We start from the raw sequence: 21,682 nt of genomic DNA, 5'->3' as shown, positions 1-21,682 counted from the left end.
TCAAGCGCCGAAGCCCGCAATGAAGTGCTCTTTCGAATTCATCGCCCGCGGTTAGCCCGCGACTGCGGGGCGCGCCGAAGGTGCACTGCCGTCTTCGACGCCAGACGGTCACGAATTCATCCGGCAAAACAGAACCTTGCGAGGCGTTCCTGCCGGCGCTTGAATTCCGTGTCGCGCGGCCGCATGCTCGATCGCGAGGGATGGAGAACCATGTCGGAGACACTGGCGGCACTTGGCGGAGTCGGGCTGTTCCTGCTCGGCATGAAGATAATGACCGAGGCGCTGCGCGAAGCCGCCGGGTCCAATCTGCGCCGCCTGCTGGCGCGGTTCACCACCACGCCGCTGAAGGGCGTCGCGAGCGGTCTGGTGACGACGGCGGTGATCCAGTCGTCTTCGGCGACGACGGTGATGACGGTCGGCTTCGTCGGCGCGGGACTGCTTAGTTTCCCGCAAGCGCTCGGCGTGATCTACGGCGCCAATATCGGCACGACGGTCACCGGCTGGATCGTGTCGCTGGTGGGCTTCAAGCTGAAACTGGGCGCGGTGGCGATGGGGCTTTTGTTCTTCGCGAGCCTGACGCTGTTTCTCTCGCATGGCCGGGCGGCGCGCATCGGGCGCGTGCTTGCAGGCTTCTGCCTGCTCTTCATCGGGCTCGACATGATGCAGCAGGGAATGTCCGGGGCGGAGGCCTGGATCACGGTGGAGCGCACGCCCGGAACCGGGGTGGGCGGCTTGCTCGCGATGGCGGCGCTGGGGCTCGCGGTCACGGTGGTGATGCAATCCTCCTCGGCGGCGATCGCGGTTGTGCTGGTTCTGGTCAGCAACGGTGCGCTGCCGCTGATCCAGGCGGCTGCGGCGGTGATCGGGATGAACCTCGGCACCACCTTCACCGCGCTGATCGCGGCCCTCGGGGGATCGCGCGCGATGCAGCAGACCGCGATCGCGAACCTGCTGTTCAATTGCGGAACGATGGTGATCGCCTTTCCCCTCCTGCAACTGGTCGCGGCTCCTTTGGAGGGGCTAGCGGCGCGAACCGGGGTCGATACGGCGCTCGTGCTGTTTCACACCGGGTTCAACCTGCTGGGAACGCTGGTCTTTCTTCCCGTTACTCGCCAATTCGCCACGCTCGTCGCGAAATTGCGGCCCGATCTCGGCGGGCGGGCGCCCCCGGAACTGGACCGGCGCCTGTTGAGCGACGAAGGGGCCGCGATGCAAGCGGCGCATTCCATGGTGATCTGGGCCGCGCAGGAGATTTTCGCAGCCTATTCGCTGGCGATCGGCCGCGCGCGCGATCTGCGGCGGATGTCGACGCTGGGGCCACGGATCGCGATCGCTCTGGATGACCTGAAGGATTACATGGCGCAGATTTCGGTCCCGCGAGACCGGCCCGCCGAAGCCGCCGCCTTCGCCGCGCTGATGCATCAGGCCGACCATCTCATGCGTCTGGTGGAGCAGGCCGAGCACCGCGGCTACATCCCGATCCTGTTGCGCGGCAAGATCACGCCCAGACCCGCGCAATGGTTCGCCGCCTGCCTGTCGCCCGAACGTCCGCTCGATCTGCCGCAGATCGGGGAGCGCATGGCGCGGATGGCCGACCCGGTCGCCCATCGCCTCGCGCGGCACCGGCGCGGCCTGTTGCTGGGCGAGCATGTCGGGCTCTACACGATGCAGGAGACGTTTCAGGCGACTGATGCGATGCGGTGGTTTGCGCGGATCATGCACAATGTCCAGCGCGTCGGCGAATACGAGCGCGAGGTGCAGGCGAAGCTGGGGCATGTGGCGGTCGCCTCTCCCGAGGCGGACTCGCCGCTTAGCGCCGGTTCCTGATCCTGAGGCGTTTTGCCATGGCGGCGTGGGCCCTCCGGCGACGGCTTGATCTACGCACCAAGCGCGTCTTCGACCCCCGACCGTCACACGGCGATGGAGGCGACCGAGCCGCCGTCCACGCGGTAATTGGCACCGACGACGAAACTGGCTTGCTCGGAACACAGGAAGGCGATGGTCGCGGCCACTTCCTCGGGTCTGCCGCGCCGCTCCAGCGCCAGCCACGGGCGATCCGATTTCAAGAAGCTCCGGACAGCCTCGTCATGGCTGATGCCTTCCGCATCCGCCTTCTGGGCCATCATCCCATCGGTCATGGGAGTCTCGATAAAGGCGGGCGAGACGCAATTGACCAGCACGCCCCGGCGCGCGGCCACCCCGCTCAGCCCCTTGGCGAAATTGAGAAGCGCGGCCTTGGCCACATTATAGACCGCCTCGCTCTCATAGGGCTGCGCCGCATTCTCGGAACAGAGGATGACGACGCGACCCCAGCCGCGGTTTTCCATCGTCGGCTCGAAGGCGCGCACGGTGCGGACGACCGACATGAAATCGCTCTCCCACGCGTCGTGCCAGTCGCTGTCCGTCATCTCGAGCGGGTGCCCCTTGGCGCCGGTGACACCGGCCGCGCAGACGAGGATGTCCGGCATGGTGAAGCGCTCTTGCGTGGTGGCGGCGAGACCCTTGATCTGGTTCGGATCGCGCAGGTCGGCCTGAAGCGCGCAGGTGCCGTGGGCGAGCTCCTTGGCGGCGCGGGACACCTCGTCACCCTTGAGGTCCACGAGGATAACCTGCGCGCCCTCGGCCAGCAGCGTTCTGGCGGCGGCTTTGCCGATGCCCGAGGCGCCGCCCGTGATCAGGGCCGTTTTGCCTTGAAGTCCATAATCCATCGTCGTGCTCCTTTCGCGTGTTCAGTTGAGCCGAAGCCCGAGATCGTCCAGCACCCGGTTGACGCGCGCCGCCTCGGCGGCCGAGACCAGCCCCGGTGCGGCACGGCCTTCGAGCGCGCTCAGGAAAGGCAGGATTCCGGTGCCCGCGTCGAGCGGATCGAGCACCATGCGCTCGGTCGGGCTCTCGGCCCCGCGCGGGGTCAGCGTCATCTCGCCTTCCTTGAGTGAAATCGCACCAGCATCGCCCACGAGGTCCAGTTCGAGCCGCATCCGGGTGTCGGTCCAGCCCGCTTCGACAACGCCGGTGGCGCCGCTCGCAAAGCGCAGGATTGCGGCGCCGTGATCGTTCAAGGGCCACCCCAGCGCGTTGCCGGTGCCCGCATGTCCCTCGCGGATCGGCCCGAGTATCCACTGCAAGGCGTCGATCGCGTGCACCGCCTCGTCGACGAACCCGTCGTAGCAGGCAAGCTCCGGGTCGGTCATCCAACTGTCGAGATTCAGCCAGTCCGCGTAGCCGCCGTCGTGATTGAAAAGCATTCTCGCCGATCGTACCTCGCCCAGCCGTCCCTCGGAGACCCAACCCTTCGCCTTGCGCAGGGCGGGCACGGTTCGGAAGAAATACGCAGTGTGCAGTATCGCTTCGGCCTTCGCGGAGTGCTGCGCCACGGCCTCAGCGTCGCGGGCGCTACCGGCGAGCGGCTTCTCCGAAAAGACCGGCAGACCCGCAGACAGCGCCGCTCCGATATCGGTGGCATGGTGGGCCGTCTCGCTGCAGACGACTGCGCCCGCCGTTTGCAGCCCGTGAAGGGCGTCGAGCGTTGCGAGGGGCTTGGCGTCAAGCTCGGCGCAAAGCCGGTCGCGGCGGTCCGGATCGCGATCATGCACGTAGCCGACACGAAAGCCGCGCGCCTTCATCTGCTGCAGGTGGTCCGGCAGATGAACATGCGCGCCGCCAAGCAGCGCAAGGGTCGAAATGTTCATGTCGTTATCCATGGCAGCTCTCCTGTGGTCGGTCGCGGATCAGGCCGGCGACGCGCCGGTGTCAGCGGGGGAAGAAAGGAGTTCCGCGCGCATCCTCGGGAGCGCCTCGGGGTAGGCTTCCTGCAGCCACGCGATCAGCTTCTCGCGCACTTCGCAGCGCAGGTCCCAAGCCTGCGGCGAGGTGCGTGCGCTCATCAAACCGCGCAGCGCAATCGCGTCCTTGTCGGCATCGGTGACCTGAAGGTTGATCACCTGGCCGTCCCAATGCGGCGACTCGCGGACGATCTCTTCGAGCTTTTCGCGCACTTCGGTCACGGGCACGGTGTAGTCGAGATACCAGTGCACGGCGCCGATGATCGACGCGCTTTCGCGGGTCCAGTTCTGGAACGGTTGTTCGATGAAATAGCTCAGCGGCACCACCATGCGTCTCCAGTCCCAGATCCGCACGATAACGTAAGTGGCGAAGATCTCTTCGATCCAGCCCCATTCGCCGTCGACGATCACCACGTCCTCCAGCCGGATCGGCTGAGTGATCGCGATCTGGATGCCCGCGATCAGGTTGGCCAGGACCGGGCGCGCCGCGAGCCCGAGGATCAGGCCCGCCGCGCCCGCCGAGGCGAACAGGCTGACGCCGTATTTCTGTACGGTCTCGAAGGTCAGCAGCACGCCCATGACGGTAAAGATGGTCAGCAGGATCGTCGCGGTGCGCCGCAGGACACGAAACTGCGTCACCAGTTTGCGCGCGGCAAGGTTGTCATCGAGGTCCATCCGCTGGCGACGGATCACCCGGTCGCTCAGGTTTCGGGTCAGCAGGATCGAGGTCCAGCCGATCAGCACGATCAGGAGGATCAGGAATATGTGCCCCAATACGTCCTGCAACCGCCACGGCAGGTCGGTGCGCGGCACCGCGATCGCCAATGCCGCGAGCAGAAATGCCAGCCGCATCGGTCTCTTTGCCTGTCGCAGCGCCGAGCCCGCCATGCCGCTGCCAGCGTCCACCCAGCGACTAAGGGCGCGGAAAAGCAGCCAATGCAGCAGCAAGGACAGCAGGAGCGCGCCCAGAAGCACGACTGCGGGCCCGAGCCAGTCTGGCCCTCCGGCCATCGTCTGCCGGATGAAGTCGGAAATGCGACCTGCAAGCACCATGGCGTCACCCGCCTCCGCTCACAGAGCGGAGCGCATCGGCCTCGCCTTTGCGCTCACGAGGGACGGGGAGCCCGGGCGTAAACCCGGCCGCGCGGGAAACGTGGCCGATCCGGCCCGGGTCGAACGTCGCATGTTCCACGCGTGTGCCTCCTGACTCATGGTGATCGATCGGAGCGTGTCCTTGCGTGCCGCGTTACGTCAGGGGATCTTCGAAATCCCCTGCCTATGCAGAGCCAACCCGCGTTCGCCGCTTCGGTTTCCCAAAAAAGCTTCAATAGAGCTCAGGGCGCATGTCGCAGCCGCATTTTCCCCCGCGGGAAATGGCGGTCTTCTTCGGTGAGCGATTGTCAGGGATACAATTTTACGCGTTGCCTAAAATTGCGGCAGGCGGCTTGCTGGGGTTTTGATGATGGAAGGCTTTGCAGATGGAGTCTCATTTGGAGGGGGAGCAGGCCGACCCGGTCGTGTCCCATAGAATGGTCGAGACGGCCCTGACGGGCTTGGACATGAACCGGGCCGAGGATGTGAAAATCGCAGTGGAGCGCGTGAAGGGGTTTCCGCTCGCAGATCTCTACCTCAGTTCGTCGCTCGGCGCGGAAGCACATCCCCACGAAGTCTGGATCGCGCGCATGGAAATTCATCGACAGGCAGATGAACGCCGCCGCGCGCATGAGAGGCGCCTCACTTTCGTTGCCGGGATATCGGCCGTGGTCGGTGGCGCGATCGGTAGCGCGCTGCATTTTCTCTGGTCTTGAGGGCCCGGGCCCTCGGCCGCGCCGACGGACTGCGCGGGATCCGCGCGGATCGGGCGAGTCAGCCGATCCACATCCACGTCACCACGAGGATGACAAGGACCGCGACGGCGATCGCGACGGCGGTCCACTTGCTGATCCCGCTGTTGCGTTCGGCCGGGGTCTGCTTTTCGACCTCCGCCTCGGACCGGCGGCCCTCCAGACGCTGTGCCATACGTACCTGATCGGGGCTCGGAGGTGTGCCGGCCGCCTCGTCATCGGTGCCGAGAGGCGCGGCGGCGGGGTCGCTGAACCCCACCTTGTCACCCGCGCCGCCTTTGTCGATGGTTTCGCGTAGCTGGCTGGCTTCCGCCGACCCTGAACGTGCGTTGCCATCCACGTATTCTATATCTTCCTTGTTCGTCATCGAACGTCTTCCTTGGTCCTCGGGTGGGCGACGGGCCTGTCGCATGGAGCAACTGGATTTGCCTTGCGTCAAAGCCGAAACCGGCGAACGCGCCAACGCCATCCGGCAGGGGCGCGAAGCCGGTTCAGGTGACGCCGCTGCGCGAGGGCGACCGGTTCCAGTCCGGGTCCTCCCGTCTGACCTTGAACGTGTTCCAAAGGCCCGCCGGAACGCCCGCCAGCAGACCGATCAGGCCTGCCACGACGAAGGCCTGCCAGTTCATCCAGTCGAATGCGAGAAAGGCGGTCACAACGGCTCCGGCAATGCAGAGCACCCAGAGCGGAATGAAAAGAAGTCTCCATCCGTATTTCATGGCGTGTCTCCTGTCTGGTTCGGGAAATCAACAAACGGCTGACCTGTTCGGTTCCTGCTTGCGCGGCCCTTGGGGTATGACAGCAAGCCGCGAAGCTGACCTTTCTGCAACCGCGTCACCGCACAGCGCTCGATTGCCGGTCGGACCGGACAACCGCTGTCCCCGACGTTCGCGTGGGACTTATTCTGGCTTTCTGTCGGAACTTCCTGCGTTTTCGCCGCTTAGGCCCGAGCACATTTTGAACCAGACTTTTCCAGCTAGAGGGAGCCGCATTGCCGCCAACGTCTCAGCGGGTCGCTGCTCACACTTCGCTCGGCAGGAACTTCGCCCCCTCGCGTTTCATTGAGTCCTCAACGAGAAGGACAGGTTGGCGTGAGCAAGGAACGCGACATTATCGAACTCATACCGGCGCTGCGCTCCTATGCTTGGGCGCTGACCAAGCGGCACGAGGACGTGGACGACCTGGTTCAGGACACGTTGGTCAAGGCGATCGACAAGGTCGACAGCTTTCAATCCGGGACCAACCTGCGCGCGTGGCTGATGACGATCATGCGCAATACCTTCCTCAACAACATCGCGAAATCGAAACGCTCGACGACAGGCAAGAAGGATTGCGTCTCGACCACCTTGTCGACGCCGGCCACGCAGGATTGGTCGGTGCGGGGCGGCGAGCTGATGCGTGCCGTCGAACGCCTGCCGCGTCATTACCGCGAGGTTCTGATCGTCGTCGTGATGCTGGGGGAAAGTTACCAGGACGCGGCAAATCTATTCGGTATCGAGATGGGAACGGTGAAGAGCCGCGCCAACCGCGCACGCGCGATGGTGGTCGAAGACCTCGAAGCCCGCGCGCCGAACGATCCCCTCGAAGATTAGAGTTGAACCCTAGGACGTTGCGGATCGCGCCGATTACTCGGGCTTGTCGCGTTCATCGAGGCGTTTGCCCAGGCGTCGTGCCAGCGACACGAGGCGTTCGGGAACGTCCTTGTTCCAGACCTCGCCTGCCTGCTGCCGGAGCGCTTCATCCAAATCCTCGCCTGGAGGCTTTTTGTCGTGCTCTTTTTCCATGCCTTGCCTCCTTATGCCTTTTACGGCGGTCGAGGCAAACCGGTTTATATTTGGCGGATGCCTCCGTCGGATAAGCGCAATCCATGGCGAGGCTTCACACCGATGGCGCACCCGGCCATTCCGGGGCGTGGCGCAGCGGCGCCCGACGGCGCCGCTGCGCTTTGCGTTTCGTTGCTGCGACAGCGTCACTCCGCCGTCCGGACACGCAGATTGTTCTGCACATGGGTGACGCCGGAGACGCTGTCGGCGCAATCTTCGGCCCGGCGTTTGGCGCGGCGGGAGTCCACGTAGCCGTCCAGCGTGATCTCCTGATCCGCGACGCTGACGGTTATCTCGCGCGCGTCCACCAGCCGATCGTCGGTGAGCCGGTCGTGAACATCTTCCTCGATCCGGGCATCCGAGCGCCGGTAACCCTTCGGGCCGCGCCCGCGATGATCCTCTTCCCGACGCGCTTCGGCGTCTTCGTCCCCCAGCCATGAAGCGACCTCGTCGCCGGCCCGGTCCATGAAGCTCCGTCCGCCGTGCGCTTCACGTCCTGCGCCGCGCCGCTGCGCTGGTCTCGCCCGCCAATAGGGGTCCGGATCGTAAGGTGCTCCGCCATAGACGGGCGGGAGGAATGGCCAAGCATAGCCTCCAGCCATCGGCGCCGCTGGATAGCCGTACTGTTCGAGCCGAGATCTGCGGTCTTCCGGGTCGCCTTCGTCTGGGTGGTGCCGCCGCGACAGGGCTCGGCGGGCCTCTTCTTCGGTCATATCGTCATAGTGCCGTGACATGAGCTTCTCCTCTCGTGTTTGGCAACCGCGCAAAGCAGCGTGGTCTGAGCCGGGAACAGGAGCTGGCGCGATATGTTCCTGCCTGCTGCGGAACGCAGCGCGCCGCGATTGCGCGGGGCAGGGGTGGCAGCGCGCCTTCCCTCTCAGGTCGCCACCATCCTCGCGGGCCGTTCCACGACGAACCTCGCGCGCAACGACAAGGCGGCGAGGAGCGGGATCGCCGCCGTTCCGCAGAACATCGCGGCGGGCCCGAAGCTTCCGGCGACCATGCCTGCGATCGCCGGGCCGATCACGCTGCCCGCAGCGGTCGCCAGAAGCGTCGCCGTAAAGCCGAGCGCAGGGAAGGACGGGAATAGACGTTCGGACCAGAAGGCGAGCACCGCGCTGGTCATCATCACGTTGATCCCCTGCAGGGCGGCGGAAGCGACGAGCGCGACCCAATTTCCGGGCTCGAACGCTGCGAAAACAAGCGATACAGCTGCGACCACAAGAAGGATACGCACCAGCAGGCTCAGACCGACCGCATCCCGCGCCCGCTTCGTGAACAGACCGCTCAGCCCGAAGAAGCCGAAAAAGAGGAAGAGGACGGACGGCGTCGCGTCTTCGGGAAGCCCGGGATACTCCGCCTGTGCGAAGCGGTCTGCCGCGAAGGAGACGTAGACGGCGGAGGTGATGCCGAACACGAAGGCGATGGAGAAAAGGGGCAGCGCGCACCGATTGAGAAGGTCGCCCCAACTCCGATCGGGGGCCTCCTCGGGGGCCTTGTCCACCTGGCGCAGAGCTGCCCAGTTGCCAATAAGTGCCAGAGCGCTCGCCCCGGCGAAGACCGACCAGCAGATCCGCCAGTCGAACTCCATCACGACCATTGCCAGGGCCAAAGCGCCTGCGCCCATGATCCCCACGCTGGTGCCCGTGCTGACCTGCGACAGCGCGGTCGGGCGGTCCACGTCGCTGACCTTGCGGTGCACCGCGTCGTTGAACGGGGTCCAGGCAAAGCCGGCGCTCGAAGTCGAGAGGAAGATGCCGAGCGCCAGAACGCCGACACTCGGAGCAAGTGCGACAATCGCCATCCCGGCGGTCGCCGCGCTCAATCCGGTCAGGACCGGGAATTCCGGTCCCCGGCGGTTCAGGAAGAACTGGGCGACGAGCAGGCCGAGGAAGAACCCCACGAAGCCGATGCTGGACACCGTGCCCACCGCGGAGGGTGACATCGAGAATGTGGACGAGAATTGGGGCACGAAGAGGCCGAACCCCATGCGGCCGGGGCCGTAGCTGATTGCGGTCGCCGCGAAACCGGCGGCTGAAAGACTCCGAAAGAAAGTGATTGCTAAACCCTCCGTCCGGGCCGAATGCGGCCCGCGTCATGCGTTGCTGTTGCGCGTCGTCAGGGGGTCGATCCCGGCGAACGGGCGTTGGAACAAAGTGGGCAGCAACTTGTTCCCGGGGCGTTCGGATTGAGCGCAACCCGCCGCGTTGCCCCATTCGCGTCGGCAAGCCTCCGCCCGCCCACAAAGGCGTGAGCGCGTAATGGGCTTAACCCAACAATTGTTCGAGACAGCCGCGCCCCATGAATTCAGCGTCGATGCATCAGGAAATGGCTCGGAAAGGCAGTGACGTGAAACAGATATCCCACGAGAGCGTCGAGGCCGATCGCGTCGCGGAAATCCGGCACCGGATGGCCAATAGCTTCCAGCTTCTGTCGGCACACACCCGCCGCCAACTCAGAGAGGCCGAGACCCCCGAAGCGCGCTCGCGCCTCGCGCTTGTCCTCGACCAGATATTGACGGTCTCGCAGCTTCAGACCGGTCTCTCGATCGCCGAAGACGGGGGGCTGCATCGATATCTGGACGGGGTCGAGCAGCTTTGGCGGCAGATCGCATTGCCGCACAGCATCGAAATCTCGGTGCGGCGGGACGATCTCTCCGGCCTGTCGCGCCAATGCACCGGGGCGATCGCGCTCATCCTGCAGGAAGCCGTCACCAACTGCATCAAGCATGCGTATCCGGCGGCGATGAATGTCAACGGCCATATCGACATCGAGGTTACCCTGTCGTCTGCGGGCACTGGGCGGCTGTGTGTCTCCGATGACGGCGATGGTATGCCCGACGATGCGAATTTGACGAAAAGCCAGGGGTGCGAACTCATTCGAGACCTTGCTTCGGAGATCGGCGGGAGCGCCCGCTGGACCGCAGGCGACAATGGCGGAACGGTGCTCACGGTCGAATTTCCCGCGGGTCCGCGAGATAGGACAAGGAGCCATGATGGCGGAAATCCTCACTAGGAAACTGAAGCACGGAGGCTTTCTGGCCGAAGACGATTGCGACCGGCTGACGGCCGTGACCAAGGAGGCCTACTACCTCGGGCCCAGAACGGATGTGATCCGGCAGGGCGAGAGTCCCGATGCCGTGCGCCTCGTGATCGAGGGTATCGCGTGTCGCTACAAGCTGATGCCGGACGGGCGCAGGGCGATCGTCGCGCTGCTTTTGCCGGGCGATTTCTGCGATCTTCATATCTCGATCCTGAAGCGGATGGATCACAGCATCGGCACACTCACCCAATGCAAAATCGTCGACATTCCCCGTAGCACGGTCGACGATCTCTTGGAGAATTACCCGAGAATCCAGCGCTCGCTCTGGTGGGCGACGCTCGTCGACGAGGCGATTCTGCGCGAATGGCTCGTGAACATGGGCAAACGAAGATCGGATCGGCAGATGGCGCATTTGCTGTGCGAGATGCATTTCCGACTGAAGGCGGTCGGCCTCTCGCTCGGGAGCATGTTGCCGCTGACGCAGGAAGAACTGGCCGACATTCTCGGCATCTCTCACGTGCACGCCCAACGGGTCATGGCGAGCCTTCGGGACGCGGGGCTGGTGTCGCTCCAGGGGCGAAGGATCGTGGTTACAGACTTCGAGAGGATGATCGAATTTTCCGAGTTCGATCCCGATTACCTTCATCTTGACGAGGGTTCGACGTCATAAGCGCATGAGTGAAGGAATTGTTTGATGGCATTGTTCTTTTTCGACACTGACGACGGACGGATGAGTGTCCGCGATAGCACCGGGCTGGAATTGGAGGACCGGGAGGCCGCACGGCGAGAGGCCATCGCCGCACTCACACTTATTGCCAAGGACGTCCTCCCCAATGACGACCCGTATGCGATCTCGGTCACCGTCCGAGACGACCAAAGGCAAGCGATCTTCCATGCCAGCCTGACGCTCGTCGCCGAGTGGCTCGTTTGAGGGAAAGACACCGGCAGCGGCCCTGACCTTCTGGCGAGATTATCGTCGGAATTCGGAATTCTACAGGTCAGGGAAGCTTGGAGCGGGTAGCGGGAATCGAACCCGCGCGTTCAGCTTGGGAAGCTGACAGGCTACCATTACATCATACCCGCATGGTGCGAACGCAGAGGTATTCCAGCCGAAAGCCACGGTCAAGAGGGATCGCGCGGGGCCTCGCGCCCTCCCATGAAAAAGCGCCCGGCGAGGATCAGCTCACCGGGCGCCAGGCGCCGCGCGAAAAAAGGGAGACGAGGCGCGCGGGGGGGGGTAGTTACATCTTCGGCTGAAGCACCGTGTCGATCACGTGGACCATACCGTTCTTCTGTTTCACATCGGCGGTCTGAACCGTCGCGACATCGCCTTTCGGGTCCTTAAGCATCACCATGCCGTCCTTGACCATCGCGGTCAGATCACAGCCGCCGAGCGTCTTGATCGTGGCCATGCCGTTGCCCTTCTGAACGGTCGCGATGATATTCTCGGCGGTGATCACGCCCTTGGCGACGTGGCAGGTCAGGATATGCGTCAGCATCTCCTTGTTCTCCGGCTTCACCAGCGTGTCGACGGTGCCCGCGGGCAGCTTGTCGAAGGCCGCGTTGGTCGGCGCGAAGACGGTGAACGGGCCGGGGCCCGCCAGCGTGTCGACGAGGCCCGCGGCTTTCACGGCTGCGACGAGCGTCGTGAGGTTCGGAGCGGCCGAAGCGTTCGCCGCGATCGGCTTGCTCTCATACATTTTCGCGCCACCGACCATCGGGTTCGCCAGCGCGGGCAGGGCGAGGCCCAAGGTTGCGGCTGCGGTGAGCGACGCGGCGAATGCGCGGAATTTCATGGACATAGGTTTTCCTTCCCTGTTGAGCGACGGTTGTCCCCGCCAAAGCAAGAGGGTTACGGCGCGCCGGGGGCGAGCCGATCACTTACGTCTCATCACGAAATCGTGTGCAGGCTGATCCGGCCCGAAATCGGGCCGCTCGCAGCGCTCTGAATCGAGGCCTGCAGGCACGCCTCAGCCGCGCCTGCGCCGTCTGCGCCCGCCATCCTCGCCGGAGCCGCCGGTGTTGAAGCTGACCTCCGGAAGCGGCGCAATCTTGCGCAGCTCGGGGAAGGGGGCGGTGGCGTGCGGCAGCGCGTTCGCGGCCACGAAATGCTCCTGAAAGCGCGGCTCGATCGCGGTCTCGACCTTGGTGATCTGATGCACCTGCGCCTCGATCTCGCGCCGCGCCTTCACCGAGCACAGCGCCATATGCGCGCCGGTGCCCGCTGCGTTGCCCGCCGAGGTGACACGATCGAGCGGCGCATCCGGGATCATCCCCAGCACCATCGCGTGTTTCGGAGAGATATGCGCGCCGAACGCACCCGCGAGCACCACGCGGTCGACCGTGTCCACGCCCATCTCGTCCATCAGCAGACGCGCGCCCGCGTAGAGCGCGGATTTCGCCAGCTGGATCGCACGGATGTCGCCTTGGGTGACGGTGATGCGCGGGCCTTCCTCACCACCGTCGTAGATCACGTATTCATGGGTGCGCCCGTTCGGCTCGCAGCGCGGGGTACCGACCTGCTCGGCCGAACCGATCAGCCCTGATGTGTCCACGATCCCGGCCATCCGCATCTCGGCCACGGCCTCGATGATGCCCGAGCCGCAGATGCCGGTGATGCGGGGCGCGCCGAATTCGGGATCGGTCGACCAGTGCTCGTTGCCGATGATCTTGAAGCGCGGCTCCTTGGTCTCCGGGTCGATCTCGATGCGCTCGATCGCGCCGGGTGCGGCGCGCTGACCGCTGGAGATTTGCGCGCCCTCGAAGGCCGGGCCGGTGGGTGAAGAACAGGCCAGAACCCGTTGTTTATTCCCGAGAATGATCTCGGCATTGGTGCCGACATCGACGATCAACGACAGGTCGTCGCGCTTCTGCGGAGCCTCGGACAGCGCCACCGCCGCCGCATCCGCGCCGACATGGCCCGCGATCAGCGGCAGGATATAGGCGCGCGCGCCAGCGCTGGCCTCGATGCCGATCTCGCGTGCGGCGAATTCAAGGCTCTCCGAGGTCGCGAGCGCAAAGGGCGCCTGACCCAACTCCACCGGATCGATGCCCAGCAACAGGTGGTGCATCACCGGGTTGCAGACGACGACCGCCTCGACGATCTCGCCCGTCTCGACCTTCGCCTCTCCCGCCAGTTGCCGCGCCAGATCGCCCATCGCATCGCGCACGGCGTTGGTCATTTCCTGATCGCCGCCGGGGTTCATCATCACGTAGGAGACCCGGCTCATCAAGTCTTCTCCGAAGCGGATCTGCGGGTTCATCACGCCCGCGCTCGCCAGCACCCGCCCGTCATCGAGCGCGACCAGATGCCCCGCAATCGTGGTCGAGCCGAGGTCGATCGCCAGCCCATACAGCGGCACTTCGCGCACGCCGGGGAAGATGCCCGTCACGCGCGGCCCGTCGCCCGCATCGTGGATCGCGACGGTGACCTTCCAATCGGCCTTGCGAAGCGCGGGCTGCAGGATTCGCAGAACATCAAGATCGGCGCGCACGCCTTTGATCTGCCACTGCTTTTCGAGGGCCTGCGAGAGCCGCTGAAGGTCGCCCTCGGGGCGGTGCATATCCGGTTCCGCGACTTCGACATAGACCGGGCGTGTCGCCGGATCCATCTCCATCACGCGTTCGGAAGCCGCCTTGCGCACGACCTGTTTGTGCACCTGACTTTCGGGCGGCACGTCGATCACCACGTCGTCGAGGATTTCGGTCTGGCAGCCCAGCCGCCGCCCCGGTTTCAACCCGCGAATCCGGTCATAGCGTTCCTCGACCGCGTTGATCGGGCTGACCGCGCCGGGCTCCACATGCAGGCCGAGTTTGGGGAAATCGCCGAAGGACGGCGTGCACTGGCATTTCGAGCACACGCCGCGCCCGCCGCAGACGGAATCGAGATCGACACCCAGCTTGCGCGCCGCCGCGAGCACCCTTGTGCCACGCGCCACGCGCCCCCGCTTGCCAGAGGGGGTGAAGATTACCTGCACGTCTTCGGTCATATCGCGCTCCCGTTTTCCTTGCCCCTCGTTCTAGGGCCCATGCGGGGCAGAGCAAAGCCCGCAACCGACGCGCCTGCATGAGAAATCGTCATCATCATCATGCAGCCGATGCGCGCCGCCCATTGCTCTCGCTGGCGCCGCGCTCTATCTAATCGGGCCATGAAGATACTCTTTCTAGGCGATGTGATGGGCCGCGCGGGCCGCGCCGCGATCACCGAAACCCTGCCGAAACTTCGCGAGGAGTGGCGCCTCGATTTCGTCGTGGTCAATGGCGAGAACGCCTCGGGCGGCATGGGGCTGACCGGCGATCACGCGAAGCTTCTGCTGGATGCGGGCGCGGACGTGGTGACGCTGGGCGATCACGCCTTCGATCAGAAGGACATGCTGCGCTTCATCGAGAGCGAGCCGCGCATCATCCGCCCCGTGAACTACGCCAAGGAAGCGCCGGGCAAGGGCGCGCGGGTGTTCCAGGACCGGCGCGGGCGCAAGGTGCTGGTGGCGCAGGTGCTGGGCAACGTGTTCATGAAACGCGCCTTCGACGATCCCTTCTCGGCCATCGAGGCGGAACTGAAACGCTACCCGCTGGGCGGGGCGGTGCAGGCCGCGCTGGTGGATGTGCATTGCGAGGCGACCTCGGAGAAGATGGCGATGGGCCATTGGTGCGACGGGCGTGCGAGCGTCGTCGTGGGCACCCATACCCATGTCCCCACGGGCGATGCGCAGATCCTAGAGAAGGGCACGGCTTATCTCAGCGATGCGGGAATGTGCGGCGATTACGACTCCGTCATCGGCATGGCCAAGGCCGAACCGATGCGGCGCTTCGTGACCGGCATGTCGAAGGAACGCTTCTCGCCGGCGCGCGGTCCGGTGACGCTCTGCGGCTTCTATGTCGAGACCGACGACAAGACCGGCCGCGCCACCCGCTGCGAAGCGGTGCGCACCGGCGGCAGGCTCGCGCAATCGGTGCCGTTCTGAGCGCCGTTCGCGTCCCGATTTGCCCGAACCTCATGCCGTTGCGTGCAAATTTCCTTTGCTGCGGGCAGAGCGCGCTTGCTCGTGCATCGCGTGTCGATAGTATCGGCCCGATGCGCCTTCGCGAGAGCCTGACATGATCCAACTGCCCTTCACCGGCACCGAGACGGCAGTCGCGGCCCTTCTCGTCGTGGGCTGGATGTTCGCGATGTTCGTCCGCGAGACTTGGCCGCCAGAGGTCACCGCGATCGCGGGCGCGGCGCTGATGCTGATCTTCGGCTTCGTCCCCTACGAGAACGCGGCAGCCATCCTGTCGAACCCGGCGCCGTGGACCATCGCCTTCATGTTCCTGATCGTGGGGGCCTTGGTGCGCACCGGCGCGCTCGACGCGATGACGCGCTATGCGGAATCGCGGATCGACCAGAACCCGAAGCTCACCGTGCTTCTGATGTTCGCGATCACCATGTTCGCCAGCGCGGTGATGAACAACACGCCGGTCGTCGCGGTGATGATCCCGGTCTTCATTCAGGTCGCGCGCAAGCTGAACCTCTCGCCGTCGCGCCTGCTGATGCCACTGAGCTACGTCACGGTGATGGGGGGCATGATCACCCTGATCGGTACCTCGACCAACATCCTCGTCGACGGCGTCGTGCGCGGCCGCGGCATGGAGCCCTTCACCATCTTCGAGATCGCGCCGTTGGGCTTCGCGATCTGCCTCGTCGGCGGGGCGTTCCTGATGATCTTCGCGCCGAAACTGATCCCCGAGCGGCAATCGCTGTCCTTCATGCTCGGCGATCGGCCGAAGATGAAATATTTCACCGAGGTCGCGATCCCGGAGGAGAGCGGCTTGATCGGCGAGAAAGTGCAGGAGGCCGACACTTTCAAGCGCGAGGGCGTACGGGTGATCGACGTGCTGCGCGGCGATGCCTCGCTGCGCCGAGATCTGGCCTCGGTCGAGCTGATGGCGGGCGACCGCGTCGTGCTGCGCTCCGAGATGGAAGAACTGCTCGGGATGCAGAAGAACCGCGACCTTCGTATGGTCGACAAGCTGTCCTCTGTGCAGACCGAGACGGTGGAAGTGCTGATCTCGCCCGGCTGCCGGATGATCGGGCAGCGTCTGGGCGACATGCGCCTGCGCCGCCGCTATGGCGTCTACACGCTGGCCGCGCACCGCCGGAACCAGAATATCGGCCGTCAGCTCGACGATCTGATCGTGGTGGTGGGCGATACGCTGCTGCTTGAAGGCGCGCCCGAGGATATCGCGCGTCTGGCCTCTGATATGGACCTTGTGGACGTGTCGAAACCGCAGGCGCGCGCCTATCGCCGCTCGCATCTGCCGCTCGCGATGGGTGCTTTGAGTGCGGTGGTAATCTTCGCGGCGCTTGGCGTGGCCCCAATCCTCGCGCTCGCGATGGTGGCGGTGGCGGGCATCCTCGTCAGCCGCTGCATCGATACCGACGAGGCCTTCACCTTCATCGAGGGCCGCCTGCTCGCACTGATCTTCGCGATGCTCGTGGTCGGCGCGGGGCTCGAGCATTCCGGCGCAGTCGAACTGATCGTCTCGGGCGTGGCGCCCTTGCTGAAGATGCTGCCGCCGCAGCTTGCGCTGTTCGTGGTCTATTTCCTCGGCCTGTTCATGACAGAGCTGCTGTCGAACAACGCCGTAGCGGTGATCTACACCCCGATCGCGATCTCGCTGGCCGCCGCTCTCGGGCTCGATCCGCGGCCCTTCGCCGTGGCTGTGATGTTCTCCGCCTCGGTGGCTTTCGCGACCCCGATAGGATATCAGACCCATATGATGATCTATGGCCCCGGTGGCTATAAGTTCACCGATTTCCTGCGCGTCGGCATCCCGATGGATATCGTGACCGGGGTGACCGCCTGCCTGCTGATCCCGCTGATCTGGCCCTTCTGAGGAGGTTCCCCCATGCGCTTTGCCGCTCGTCTCGCCGCCCTGTCGCTTCTCGCGCCGCTCGCGCTCGCCGCATGCGTGCCGGGGCCGGGGACCCGCGCACCTTCCTGGCCGGACAAGATCAGCTTCCGGGGCACGGTGATGCAGGTGTCGTTCAATGACGGCACCAACTGCCACGCCAATATCTCGGGCCAGTATACCGGCGACCTTGTGGATTGCCCCTATCCGATGCGCTACCAAGTGACCCGCTTCGAGCCGAGCTATCTCGCGGGCAGCGGGGTGGGGGACCTTTTCCAGCCCTATGCCGAGGTGACGCTGAAAGACGCGGCCGGTCGGCGCTGGCACTTCAAGACGCCTCGTGACGTGCCGCCGCATGCCCGCGGCGAGGGCCAGATCCAGCTGCCGCAGTAACCTCGCCCCGGCGGGCACGGAGCCGGCCCGCATCCATCGATCTTGAATCATCCCCCCGTTGCGCACTATACGGGGTCGATTTCGCGACTATTCCGAACGGAGATACCCATGGCAGGCCACTCAAAATGGGCCAACATCCAGCACCGCAAGGGCAAGCAGGATGCGGCGCGCTCGAAGATGTTTTCCAAGCTCTCGAAAGAGATCACGGTTGCCGCGAAGATGGGCGACCCCGATCCCGAGAAGAACCCGCGCCTGCGCCTCGCCGTGAAAGCGGCCAAATCCCAGTCGATGCCGAAAGACGTGATCGACCGCGCGATCAAGAAATCTCAGGCGGGCGACGGCGATGACTATACCGAAATCCGCTACGAGGGCTACGGCCCCGAGGGCATCGCGGTGATCGTCGAGGCGATGACCGACAACCTCAACCGCACCGCGTCGAACGTGCGCTCCACCTTCACCAAGAACGGCGGCAATCTGGGCACCACCGGTTCGGTGTCCTTCATGTTCGACCGTATGGGCGAGATCATCTATCCCGCGTCCGTGGGCGATGCCGAGACCGTGCTGATGGCCGCGATCGAGGCGGGCGCGGAAGACGTCGAGAGCGACGAGGAAGGCCACTGGATCTACTGCGCGATGGAAGACCTCTCGGATGTCTCCGACGCGCTGGAGAAGGAACTGGGCGAGGCCGAGGAGGCCAAGTTGATCTGGAAGCCCCAGAACCGCACCGAGGTCGATCTCGAGACCGCCCAGAAGCTGATGAAGCTGATCGACACGCTCGAAGACGATGACGACGTGCAATCCGTCACCGCCAATTTCGACGTGCCCGAAGATGTTGCAGCGCAGCTGTAACGCGTTTCGCCGAAAAAATAGGAAAAAGCGCCCTCCGGGGCGCTTTTTGCATGAAAAACGCGTGAAATTGCGCCTTTTCCCGTGCCCCGGTTTACATTCCGGGCCATAACCCCCACGTTGTCGCGTGACGCTCCGAGCACCCGCGAACCCCCGCGGCCTCGGCAAATTCATCTGCCCGCGAAAGGATATCACCATGACCCAGGCAAAGGCTGGCGACACCCTGCATCTGCATTACACCGGCAAGCTCGATGACGGCTCCGTCTTCGACAGCTCGCAAGGCCGCGAGCCGCTCTCCTTCACGCTCGGCTCGGGGCAGATCATTCCCGGCCTCGACAAGGGCGTGACCGGCATGGAAGAGGGCGAAAAGCGCACCGTGCGTGTCGAGCCCGAAGAAGCCTATGGCGAGCACCACCCCGAGCGCATGCAGGCCGTCGACCGCGCGAACATTCCCGACGACATCCCGACCGAGCCGGGCACTCAGCTTCAGGTTCAGACCCAGGACGGCCAGACCGTGAACGTGACCGTCGCCGAGGCGAACGAGAAGGAACTCGTCCTCGACGCGAACCACCCGCTCGCCGGCAAGGCGCTGACCTTCGACGTGGAACTCGTCAAGATCGACGCGTAAGTCGGCACGCACCTGGCGTGACTTCAACGGCGGCTGTGCCTTCCCGGCGCGGCCGCCGTTAATTTTATCCGGAGCAGGGCGGACGGTCACTCCGACCACGATACGTCCCTTGCGAAAGGCAATTCGCTGCGGGCGCATCCTGCGCCGGAACGAAACACTCTCCGCCCCCCTTTTCCCATCGACGTGTCTCTGTTACGCGGCGCGCTCCATCCCAGTGACACCACCTGAAACCCGAGAGAAGGAGCCGCCATGCGCATTTCCGTCGACGTGCAGATGCAATACCAGTTCCCGCAGCCCAATACGGTCGCGCTGGTGCTCGAAGCGGCGCATGCTCCGGGGCAGGAGATCGTCAGCGCGTCGATGAACCTCGGCGATGCGACCGTCGACCGGATCGCGGGCGATTGCGGCGTGGGCGAGCGGATCTGGGCCCGGGTCGGCACACAGATGACGCTGCATTATCAGGCGCTGATCGACATCACGCGCCCGGCGATCGACCTCAGCCAGATGCGAGCCGCGCAGTTGCACGAACTGCCCGCCGAGGCCGCCCCCTATATCCGCCCCTCGCGCTACGTGCAGTCCGACAAGTTCGTCTCCTTCGTGGGCAAGCGCTTCGGCGATCTGCAGGGCGGCGCGAAAGTGGCCGCGATCCGCGACTGGATCGAGAAGAACCTCTCCTACGTGCCCGGCGCGTCGGACAGCGACACCAATGTGCTCGAGACTTTCGCGGGCCGGGCAGGGGTTTGCCGCGACTACGCGCATCTGTTCTGCGCGATGGTGCGTGCGGCGCAGATCCCGGCGCGGATGGCTTCATCCTACGGGCCGGACGTGAGGCCGCAGGATTTCCATGCCGTGGCCGAGGTCTGGCTCGATGGCGCGTGGCATATGGTCGATGCGACCGGCATGTGCGGGGCCGAGAACATGGCGCTGGTCGCGGTGGGGCGCGACGCCTATGACGTGGCTTTCATGGAATCGCAGGCGCCCGCCACGCTGATCAACCAGAGCGTCTCGGTAATCCGGGTCTGAGCGCGTTCCTTCAGCGCTTCAATGGATAGCGATCGGCCTCTTCGAAGACGTCGATCACTTTCGTTCCGGCCTTGATCCGCGCGGAATGTTCCGCGCCCGAAGGGATGTTATAGGTCTCGCCGGGGCGATAGACCCGGGTCTCGCCTGCGATGGTCAGCTCCGCCTCGCCTTCGATCACGGTGCCCCACTGGCCCTTGTGGGAATGGGCCGGAAGGTCGAAATCGGTGAGGAAGTGCAGAAACACCACCAGCCCCGCCTCCGAGCGGACCGCGTGGCTGCGCACCTGATCTTCGGGAAACGGCAGATCGAGGGCTGGGAAGGCCCGAATGAAATCGGGTAGCTCCATGGGTGTCTCTCCTCCTGACGGGCCTGCGGGACATGCGTCACTATGCGCGCCGCGCAGCCTGCGGGCAATGCGCGCTCAGCCCGGGGAGCCGCTCAGACCGGAACAAGCCGTGCGCGACGCCCTGTTCCCGCCCCCTTACAGCAACACCACCTTCGCCGCCTTCCGCAACGCTTTGGTCAGCGGCGCGAGCGGGGCTTTCAGCCGCCTTGCGCTTTGCCAGTAGAGCGGCACGTCGATCGGCGCCGGGCCCAGCCGTTCCAGCGCGCCGCTTTCCAGATGCGCCTGCACCAGCACCTCGGGGTTCAGCCCCCAGCCCATGCCGCGCAGACATGCCTCTACGAAGCCTTCGGTCGAACCGATACGATGCGCCCGCAACCCCATCGGCATGCCCGCGATCATCGAGGCCCAGCGGTCCTGCAAGCGATCCTTCGCGTTGAACTGCAGGGCGGGGGCCGCGCGCAAGCTGTGCCGGTCGATCCGGTTCGGAAAATACCGCGCGACGAAGTCCGGGCTCGCCGTCGCGATATAGCGCAGCCGCCCGAGGCTCACGCCGTCGCAGCCCGCGATCGGCCCCGCGTCGGCGGTGATCGCCCCCGCGACCTCGCCGCGCCGCAACAGCCCCGCCGAATGGTCCTGATCGTCGATCACCAGATCGAAACGCACGCCCTCCACCTCGGCCAGCGCGGGCAGCACCCATGTCGCGAGACTGTCGGCATTGACGGCGATACGCAGAACCGGCGGGGTCTCGGAGGGCGCAAGCTCGGTCTCCAGAAGCGCCACCTCGCGCAGATGGGCGATCAGCCGCGCCCCATCCTCGGTCGCGCGGCAGGGCGTGGCGCGGATCACCAGAACGGCGCCCATGCGTTCCTCCAACTGGCGGACGCGTTGCGAGACGGCCGATTGCGACACCCCGAGCCGTGCGCTCGCGGCCTCGAAGCTTCCGGTCTCGATCACGGTGGCGAGCGCATCCAGCGCGGCATAGTCGAACATAAGTTTTACTTATACAGAGTTAGTTTAATTAAGTTGAACTTATACGCGCGCCCCGGCACTGAGAAGCGTCTCCG

Annotated in this window: 24 protein-coding genes and 1 tRNA gene; 12 read left to right on the top strand and 13 right to left on the bottom strand. The window is 65.0% G+C overall.

Features of this window, described 5'->3' with window-relative positions:
• The first annotated feature begins 210 nt into the window (after positions 1 to 210).
• Entirely contained in the window at positions 211 to 1,827 is a 1,617-nt protein-coding gene (locus B6V72_RS13685) for a Na/Pi symporter (protein ID WP_088720232.1), read from the top strand.
• Between the two features lie 83 nt (positions 1,828 to 1,910).
• Here the strand turns inward: B6V72_RS13685 and B6V72_RS13680 are convergent, their stop codons facing one another.
• From B6V72_RS13680 to B6V72_RS13670, 3 genes are read right to left on the bottom strand one after another with little or no spacing between them, the layout of a single operon-like run.
• Positions 1,911 to 2,708 (bottom strand): SDR family oxidoreductase, encoded by a 798-nt coding sequence (locus tag B6V72_RS13680; RefSeq protein ID WP_088727785.1) that lies wholly within the window; start codon positions 2,706 to 2,708, stop codon positions 1,911 to 1,913.
• A 21-nt stretch (positions 2,709 to 2,729) separates the two neighbouring features.
• The gene (locus B6V72_RS13675) at positions 2,730 to 3,701 is read right to left on the bottom strand and encodes a Gfo/Idh/MocA family oxidoreductase (protein WP_088735809.1); all 972 of its coding nucleotides are present in this window, start codon (positions 3,699 to 3,701) and stop codon (positions 2,730 to 2,732) included.
• Between the two features lie 27 nt (positions 3,702 to 3,728).
• Complete coding sequence (locus B6V72_RS13670; protein WP_088735808.1) at positions 3,729 to 4,835, bottom strand: mechanosensitive ion channel domain-containing protein; 1,107 nt, start codon at positions 4,833 to 4,835, stop codon at positions 3,729 to 3,731.
• A 437-nt stretch (positions 4,836 to 5,272) separates the two neighbouring features.
• On the opposite strand from B6V72_RS13670, the gene B6V72_RS13665 reads away from it, so the two are divergent.
• A complete protein-coding gene (locus B6V72_RS13665; protein ID WP_146696204.1) occupies positions 5,273 to 5,590 on the top strand; it encodes a hypothetical protein in 318 nt (105 codons plus the stop codon).
• Positions 5,591 to 5,648: 58 nt separating this feature from the next.
• Here B6V72_RS13665 and B6V72_RS19310 read toward each other — a convergent pair whose 3' ends face one another.
• Together B6V72_RS19310 and B6V72_RS13655 are read right to left on the bottom strand one after the other, a co-directional pair.
• Positions 5,649 to 5,993 (bottom strand): hypothetical protein, encoded by a 345-nt coding sequence (locus tag B6V72_RS19310; protein WP_206185800.1) that lies wholly within the window; start codon positions 5,991 to 5,993, stop codon positions 5,649 to 5,651.
• A gap of 124 nt (positions 5,994 to 6,117) precedes the next feature.
• Positions 6,118 to 6,345 carry a hypothetical protein gene (locus B6V72_RS13655; RefSeq protein ID WP_088720236.1) on the bottom strand — a complete coding sequence of 76 codons (228 nt, stop codon included), beginning with the start codon at positions 6,343 to 6,345 and terminating at the stop codon, positions 6,118 to 6,120.
• A gap of 372 nt (positions 6,346 to 6,717) precedes the next feature.
• Between B6V72_RS13655 and B6V72_RS13650 the strand changes: the two genes are divergently transcribed.
• The gene (locus tag B6V72_RS13650; RefSeq protein ID WP_233243130.1) at positions 6,718 to 7,218 is read left to right on the top strand and encodes a sigma-70 family RNA polymerase sigma factor; all 501 of its coding nucleotides are present in this window, start codon (positions 6,718 to 6,720) and stop codon (positions 7,216 to 7,218) included.
• Positions 7,219 to 7,251: 33 nt separating this feature from the next.
• On the opposite strand, the gene B6V72_RS19205 is transcribed toward B6V72_RS13650, so the two are convergent.
• The 3 genes from B6V72_RS19205 to B6V72_RS13640 form a co-directional block, all read right to left on the bottom strand.
• A complete protein-coding gene (locus B6V72_RS19205; RefSeq protein ID WP_157771597.1) occupies positions 7,252 to 7,410 on the bottom strand; it encodes a hypothetical protein in 159 nt (52 codons plus the stop codon).
• 185 nt (positions 7,411 to 7,595) lie between these two features.
• Entirely contained in the window at positions 7,596 to 8,183 is a 588-nt protein-coding gene (locus tag B6V72_RS13645) for a BON domain-containing protein (protein ID WP_088727790.1), read from the bottom strand.
• Positions 8,184 to 8,326: 143 nt separating this feature from the next.
• Entirely contained in the window at positions 8,327 to 9,460 is a 1,134-nt protein-coding gene (locus B6V72_RS13640; RefSeq protein WP_276206176.1) for an MFS transporter, read from the bottom strand.
• A gap of 338 nt (positions 9,461 to 9,798) precedes the next feature.
• Between B6V72_RS13640 and B6V72_RS13635 the strand changes: the two genes are divergently transcribed.
• Genes B6V72_RS13635 through B6V72_RS13625 form a run of 3 tightly spaced genes read left to right on the top strand, consistent with a single transcriptional unit; the run spans position 9,799 to position 11,422 of the window.
• On the top strand, positions 9,799 to 10,464 hold the full coding sequence (locus tag B6V72_RS13635) for a sensor histidine kinase (protein WP_168173051.1): 666 nt from the start codon (positions 9,799 to 9,801) through the stop codon (positions 10,462 to 10,464).
• Positions 10,445 to 11,161, top strand: coding sequence for a Crp/Fnr family transcriptional regulator (locus B6V72_RS13630; protein ID WP_088735805.1), 717 nt, complete (start codon positions 10,445 to 10,447; stop codon positions 11,159 to 11,161). The genes B6V72_RS13635 and B6V72_RS13630 overlap by 20 nt, the downstream gene beginning before the upstream one ends.
• A 24-nt stretch (positions 11,162 to 11,185) precedes the next feature.
• Positions 11,186 to 11,422 (top strand): hypothetical protein, encoded by a 237-nt coding sequence (locus tag B6V72_RS13625; RefSeq protein WP_075775570.1) that lies wholly within the window; start codon positions 11,186 to 11,188, stop codon positions 11,420 to 11,422.
• Between the two features lie 78 nt (positions 11,423 to 11,500).
• Here the strand turns inward: B6V72_RS13625 and B6V72_RS13620 are convergent.
• The 3 genes from B6V72_RS13620 to B6V72_RS13610 form a co-directional block, all read right to left on the bottom strand.
• Positions 11,501 to 11,574, bottom strand: a tRNA-Gly gene (locus B6V72_RS13620).
• A gap of 158 nt (positions 11,575 to 11,732) precedes the next feature.
• Positions 11,733 to 12,293 carry a fasciclin domain-containing protein gene (locus B6V72_RS13615; protein WP_088720252.1) on the bottom strand — a complete coding sequence of 187 codons (561 nt, stop codon included), beginning with the start codon at positions 12,291 to 12,293 and terminating at the stop codon, positions 11,733 to 11,735.
• 168 nt (positions 12,294 to 12,461) lie between these two features.
• Positions 12,462 to 14,480 carry an ASKHA domain-containing protein gene (locus B6V72_RS13610; protein ID WP_088735804.1) on the bottom strand — a complete coding sequence of 673 codons (2,019 nt, stop codon included), beginning with the start codon at positions 14,478 to 14,480 and terminating at the stop codon, positions 12,462 to 12,464.
• A 159-nt stretch (positions 14,481 to 14,639) separates the two neighbouring features.
• On the opposite strand from B6V72_RS13610, the gene B6V72_RS13605 reads away from it, so the two are divergent.
• The 6 genes from B6V72_RS13605 (at position 14,640) to B6V72_RS13580 (ending at position 20,272) form a co-directional block, all read left to right on the top strand.
• Positions 14,640 to 15,455, top strand: a complete 816-nt coding sequence (locus tag B6V72_RS13605) for a TIGR00282 family metallophosphoesterase (RefSeq protein WP_088735803.1) — start codon at positions 14,640 to 14,642, stop codon at positions 15,453 to 15,455.
• Positions 15,456 to 15,588: 133 nt separating this feature from the next.
• Positions 15,589 to 17,367 (top strand): SLC13 family permease, encoded by a 1,779-nt coding sequence (locus B6V72_RS13600; protein ID WP_075775551.1) that lies wholly within the window; start codon positions 15,589 to 15,591, stop codon positions 17,365 to 17,367.
• 12 nt (positions 17,368 to 17,379) lie between these two features.
• Positions 17,380 to 17,775, top strand: coding sequence for a hypothetical protein (locus B6V72_RS13595; RefSeq protein WP_075775550.1), 396 nt, complete (start codon positions 17,380 to 17,382; stop codon positions 17,773 to 17,775).
• Between the two features lie 108 nt (positions 17,776 to 17,883).
• The gene (locus tag B6V72_RS13590) at positions 17,884 to 18,624 is read left to right on the top strand and encodes a YebC/PmpR family DNA-binding transcriptional regulator (RefSeq protein WP_075775549.1); all 741 of its coding nucleotides are present in this window, start codon (positions 17,884 to 17,886) and stop codon (positions 18,622 to 18,624) included.
• A gap of 193 nt (positions 18,625 to 18,817) precedes the next feature.
• A complete protein-coding gene (locus B6V72_RS13585) occupies positions 18,818 to 19,249 on the top strand; it encodes a peptidylprolyl isomerase (protein ID WP_075775548.1) in 432 nt (143 codons plus the stop codon).
• 249 nt (positions 19,250 to 19,498) lie between these two features.
• The gene (locus B6V72_RS13580; protein WP_075775547.1) at positions 19,499 to 20,272 is read left to right on the top strand and encodes a transglutaminase family protein; all 774 of its coding nucleotides are present in this window, start codon (positions 19,499 to 19,501) and stop codon (positions 20,270 to 20,272) included.
• A 10-nt stretch (positions 20,273 to 20,282) separates the two neighbouring features.
• Here B6V72_RS13580 and B6V72_RS13575 read toward each other — a convergent pair whose 3' ends face one another.
• Both B6V72_RS13575 and B6V72_RS13570 read right to left on the bottom strand, forming a co-directional pair.
• A complete protein-coding gene (locus B6V72_RS13575; RefSeq protein ID WP_088735802.1) occupies positions 20,283 to 20,618 on the bottom strand; it encodes a cupin domain-containing protein in 336 nt (111 codons plus the stop codon).
• A 135-nt stretch (positions 20,619 to 20,753) separates the two neighbouring features.
• Entirely contained in the window at positions 20,754 to 21,608 is an 855-nt protein-coding gene (locus B6V72_RS13570; protein ID WP_088735801.1) for a LysR family transcriptional regulator ArgP, read from the bottom strand.
• Positions 21,609 to 21,682 lie beyond the last annotated feature (74 nt).

Source organism: Thioclava sp. F34-6 (assembly GCF_002213235.1).
GTDB classification, from domain to species: domain Bacteria; phylum Pseudomonadota; class Alphaproteobacteria; order Rhodobacterales; family Rhodobacteraceae; genus Thioclava; species Thioclava nitratireducens.
Note: the sequence above shows the minus strand (reverse complement) of the source record. Positions and strands in the feature narration are given on the sequence as shown.

Bases quoted from the DNA above. Each gene is read 5' to 3' on its own strand.
- B6V72_RS13685 (WP_088720232.1), top strand. From the start codon at position 211: ATGTCGGAGACACTGGCGGCACTTGGCGGAGTCGGGCTGTTCCTGCTC.
- B6V72_RS13680 (WP_088727785.1), bottom strand. From the start codon at position 2,708: ATGGATTATGGACTTCAAGGCAAAACGGCCCTGATCACGGGCGGCGCC.
- B6V72_RS13675 (WP_088735809.1), bottom strand. From the start codon at position 3,701: ATGGATAACGACATGAACATTTCGACCCTTGCGCTGCTTGGCGGCGCG.
- B6V72_RS13670 (WP_088735808.1), bottom strand. From the start codon at position 4,835: ATGGTGCTTGCAGGTCGCATTTCCGACTTCATCCGGCAGACGATGGCC.
- B6V72_RS19310 (WP_206185800.1), bottom strand. From the start codon at position 5,993: ATGACGAACAAGGAAGATATAGAATACGTGGATGGCAACGCACGTTCA.
- B6V72_RS13655 (WP_088720236.1), bottom strand. From the start codon at position 6,345: ATGAAATACGGATGGAGACTTCTTTTCATTCCGCTCTGGGTGCTCTGC.
- B6V72_RS19205 (WP_157771597.1), bottom strand. From the start codon at position 7,410: ATGGAAAAAGAGCACGACAAAAAGCCTCCAGGCGAGGATTTGGATGAA.
- B6V72_RS13645 (WP_088727790.1), bottom strand. From the start codon at position 8,183: ATGTCACGGCACTATGACGATATGACCGAAGAAGAGGCCCGCCGAGCC.
- B6V72_RS13630 (WP_088735805.1), top strand. From the start codon at position 10,445: ATGGCGGAAATCCTCACTAGGAAACTGAAGCACGGAGGCTTTCTGGCC.
- B6V72_RS13625 (WP_075775570.1), top strand. From the start codon at position 11,186: ATGGCATTGTTCTTTTTCGACACTGACGACGGACGGATGAGTGTCCGC.
- B6V72_RS13615 (WP_088720252.1), bottom strand. From the start codon at position 12,293: ATGTCCATGAAATTCCGCGCATTCGCCGCGTCGCTCACCGCAGCCGCA.
- B6V72_RS13610 (WP_088735804.1), bottom strand. From the start codon at position 14,480: ATGACCGAAGACGTGCAGGTAATCTTCACCCCCTCTGGCAAGCGGGGG.
- B6V72_RS13605 (WP_088735803.1), top strand. From the start codon at position 14,640: ATGAAGATACTCTTTCTAGGCGATGTGATGGGCCGCGCGGGCCGCGCC.
- B6V72_RS13600 (WP_075775551.1), top strand. From the start codon at position 15,589: ATGATCCAACTGCCCTTCACCGGCACCGAGACGGCAGTCGCGGCCCTT.
- B6V72_RS13595 (WP_075775550.1), top strand. From the start codon at position 17,380: ATGCGCTTTGCCGCTCGTCTCGCCGCCCTGTCGCTTCTCGCGCCGCTC.
- B6V72_RS13590 (WP_075775549.1), top strand. From the start codon at position 17,884: ATGGCAGGCCACTCAAAATGGGCCAACATCCAGCACCGCAAGGGCAAG.
- B6V72_RS13585 (WP_075775548.1), top strand. From the start codon at position 18,818: ATGACCCAGGCAAAGGCTGGCGACACCCTGCATCTGCATTACACCGGC.
- B6V72_RS13580 (WP_075775547.1), top strand. From the start codon at position 19,499: ATGCGCATTTCCGTCGACGTGCAGATGCAATACCAGTTCCCGCAGCCC.
- B6V72_RS13575 (WP_088735802.1), bottom strand. From the start codon at position 20,618: ATGGAGCTACCCGATTTCATTCGGGCCTTCCCAGCCCTCGATCTGCCG.
- B6V72_RS13570 (WP_088735801.1), bottom strand. From the start codon at position 21,608: ATGTTCGACTATGCCGCGCTGGATGCGCTCGCCACCGTGATCGAGACC.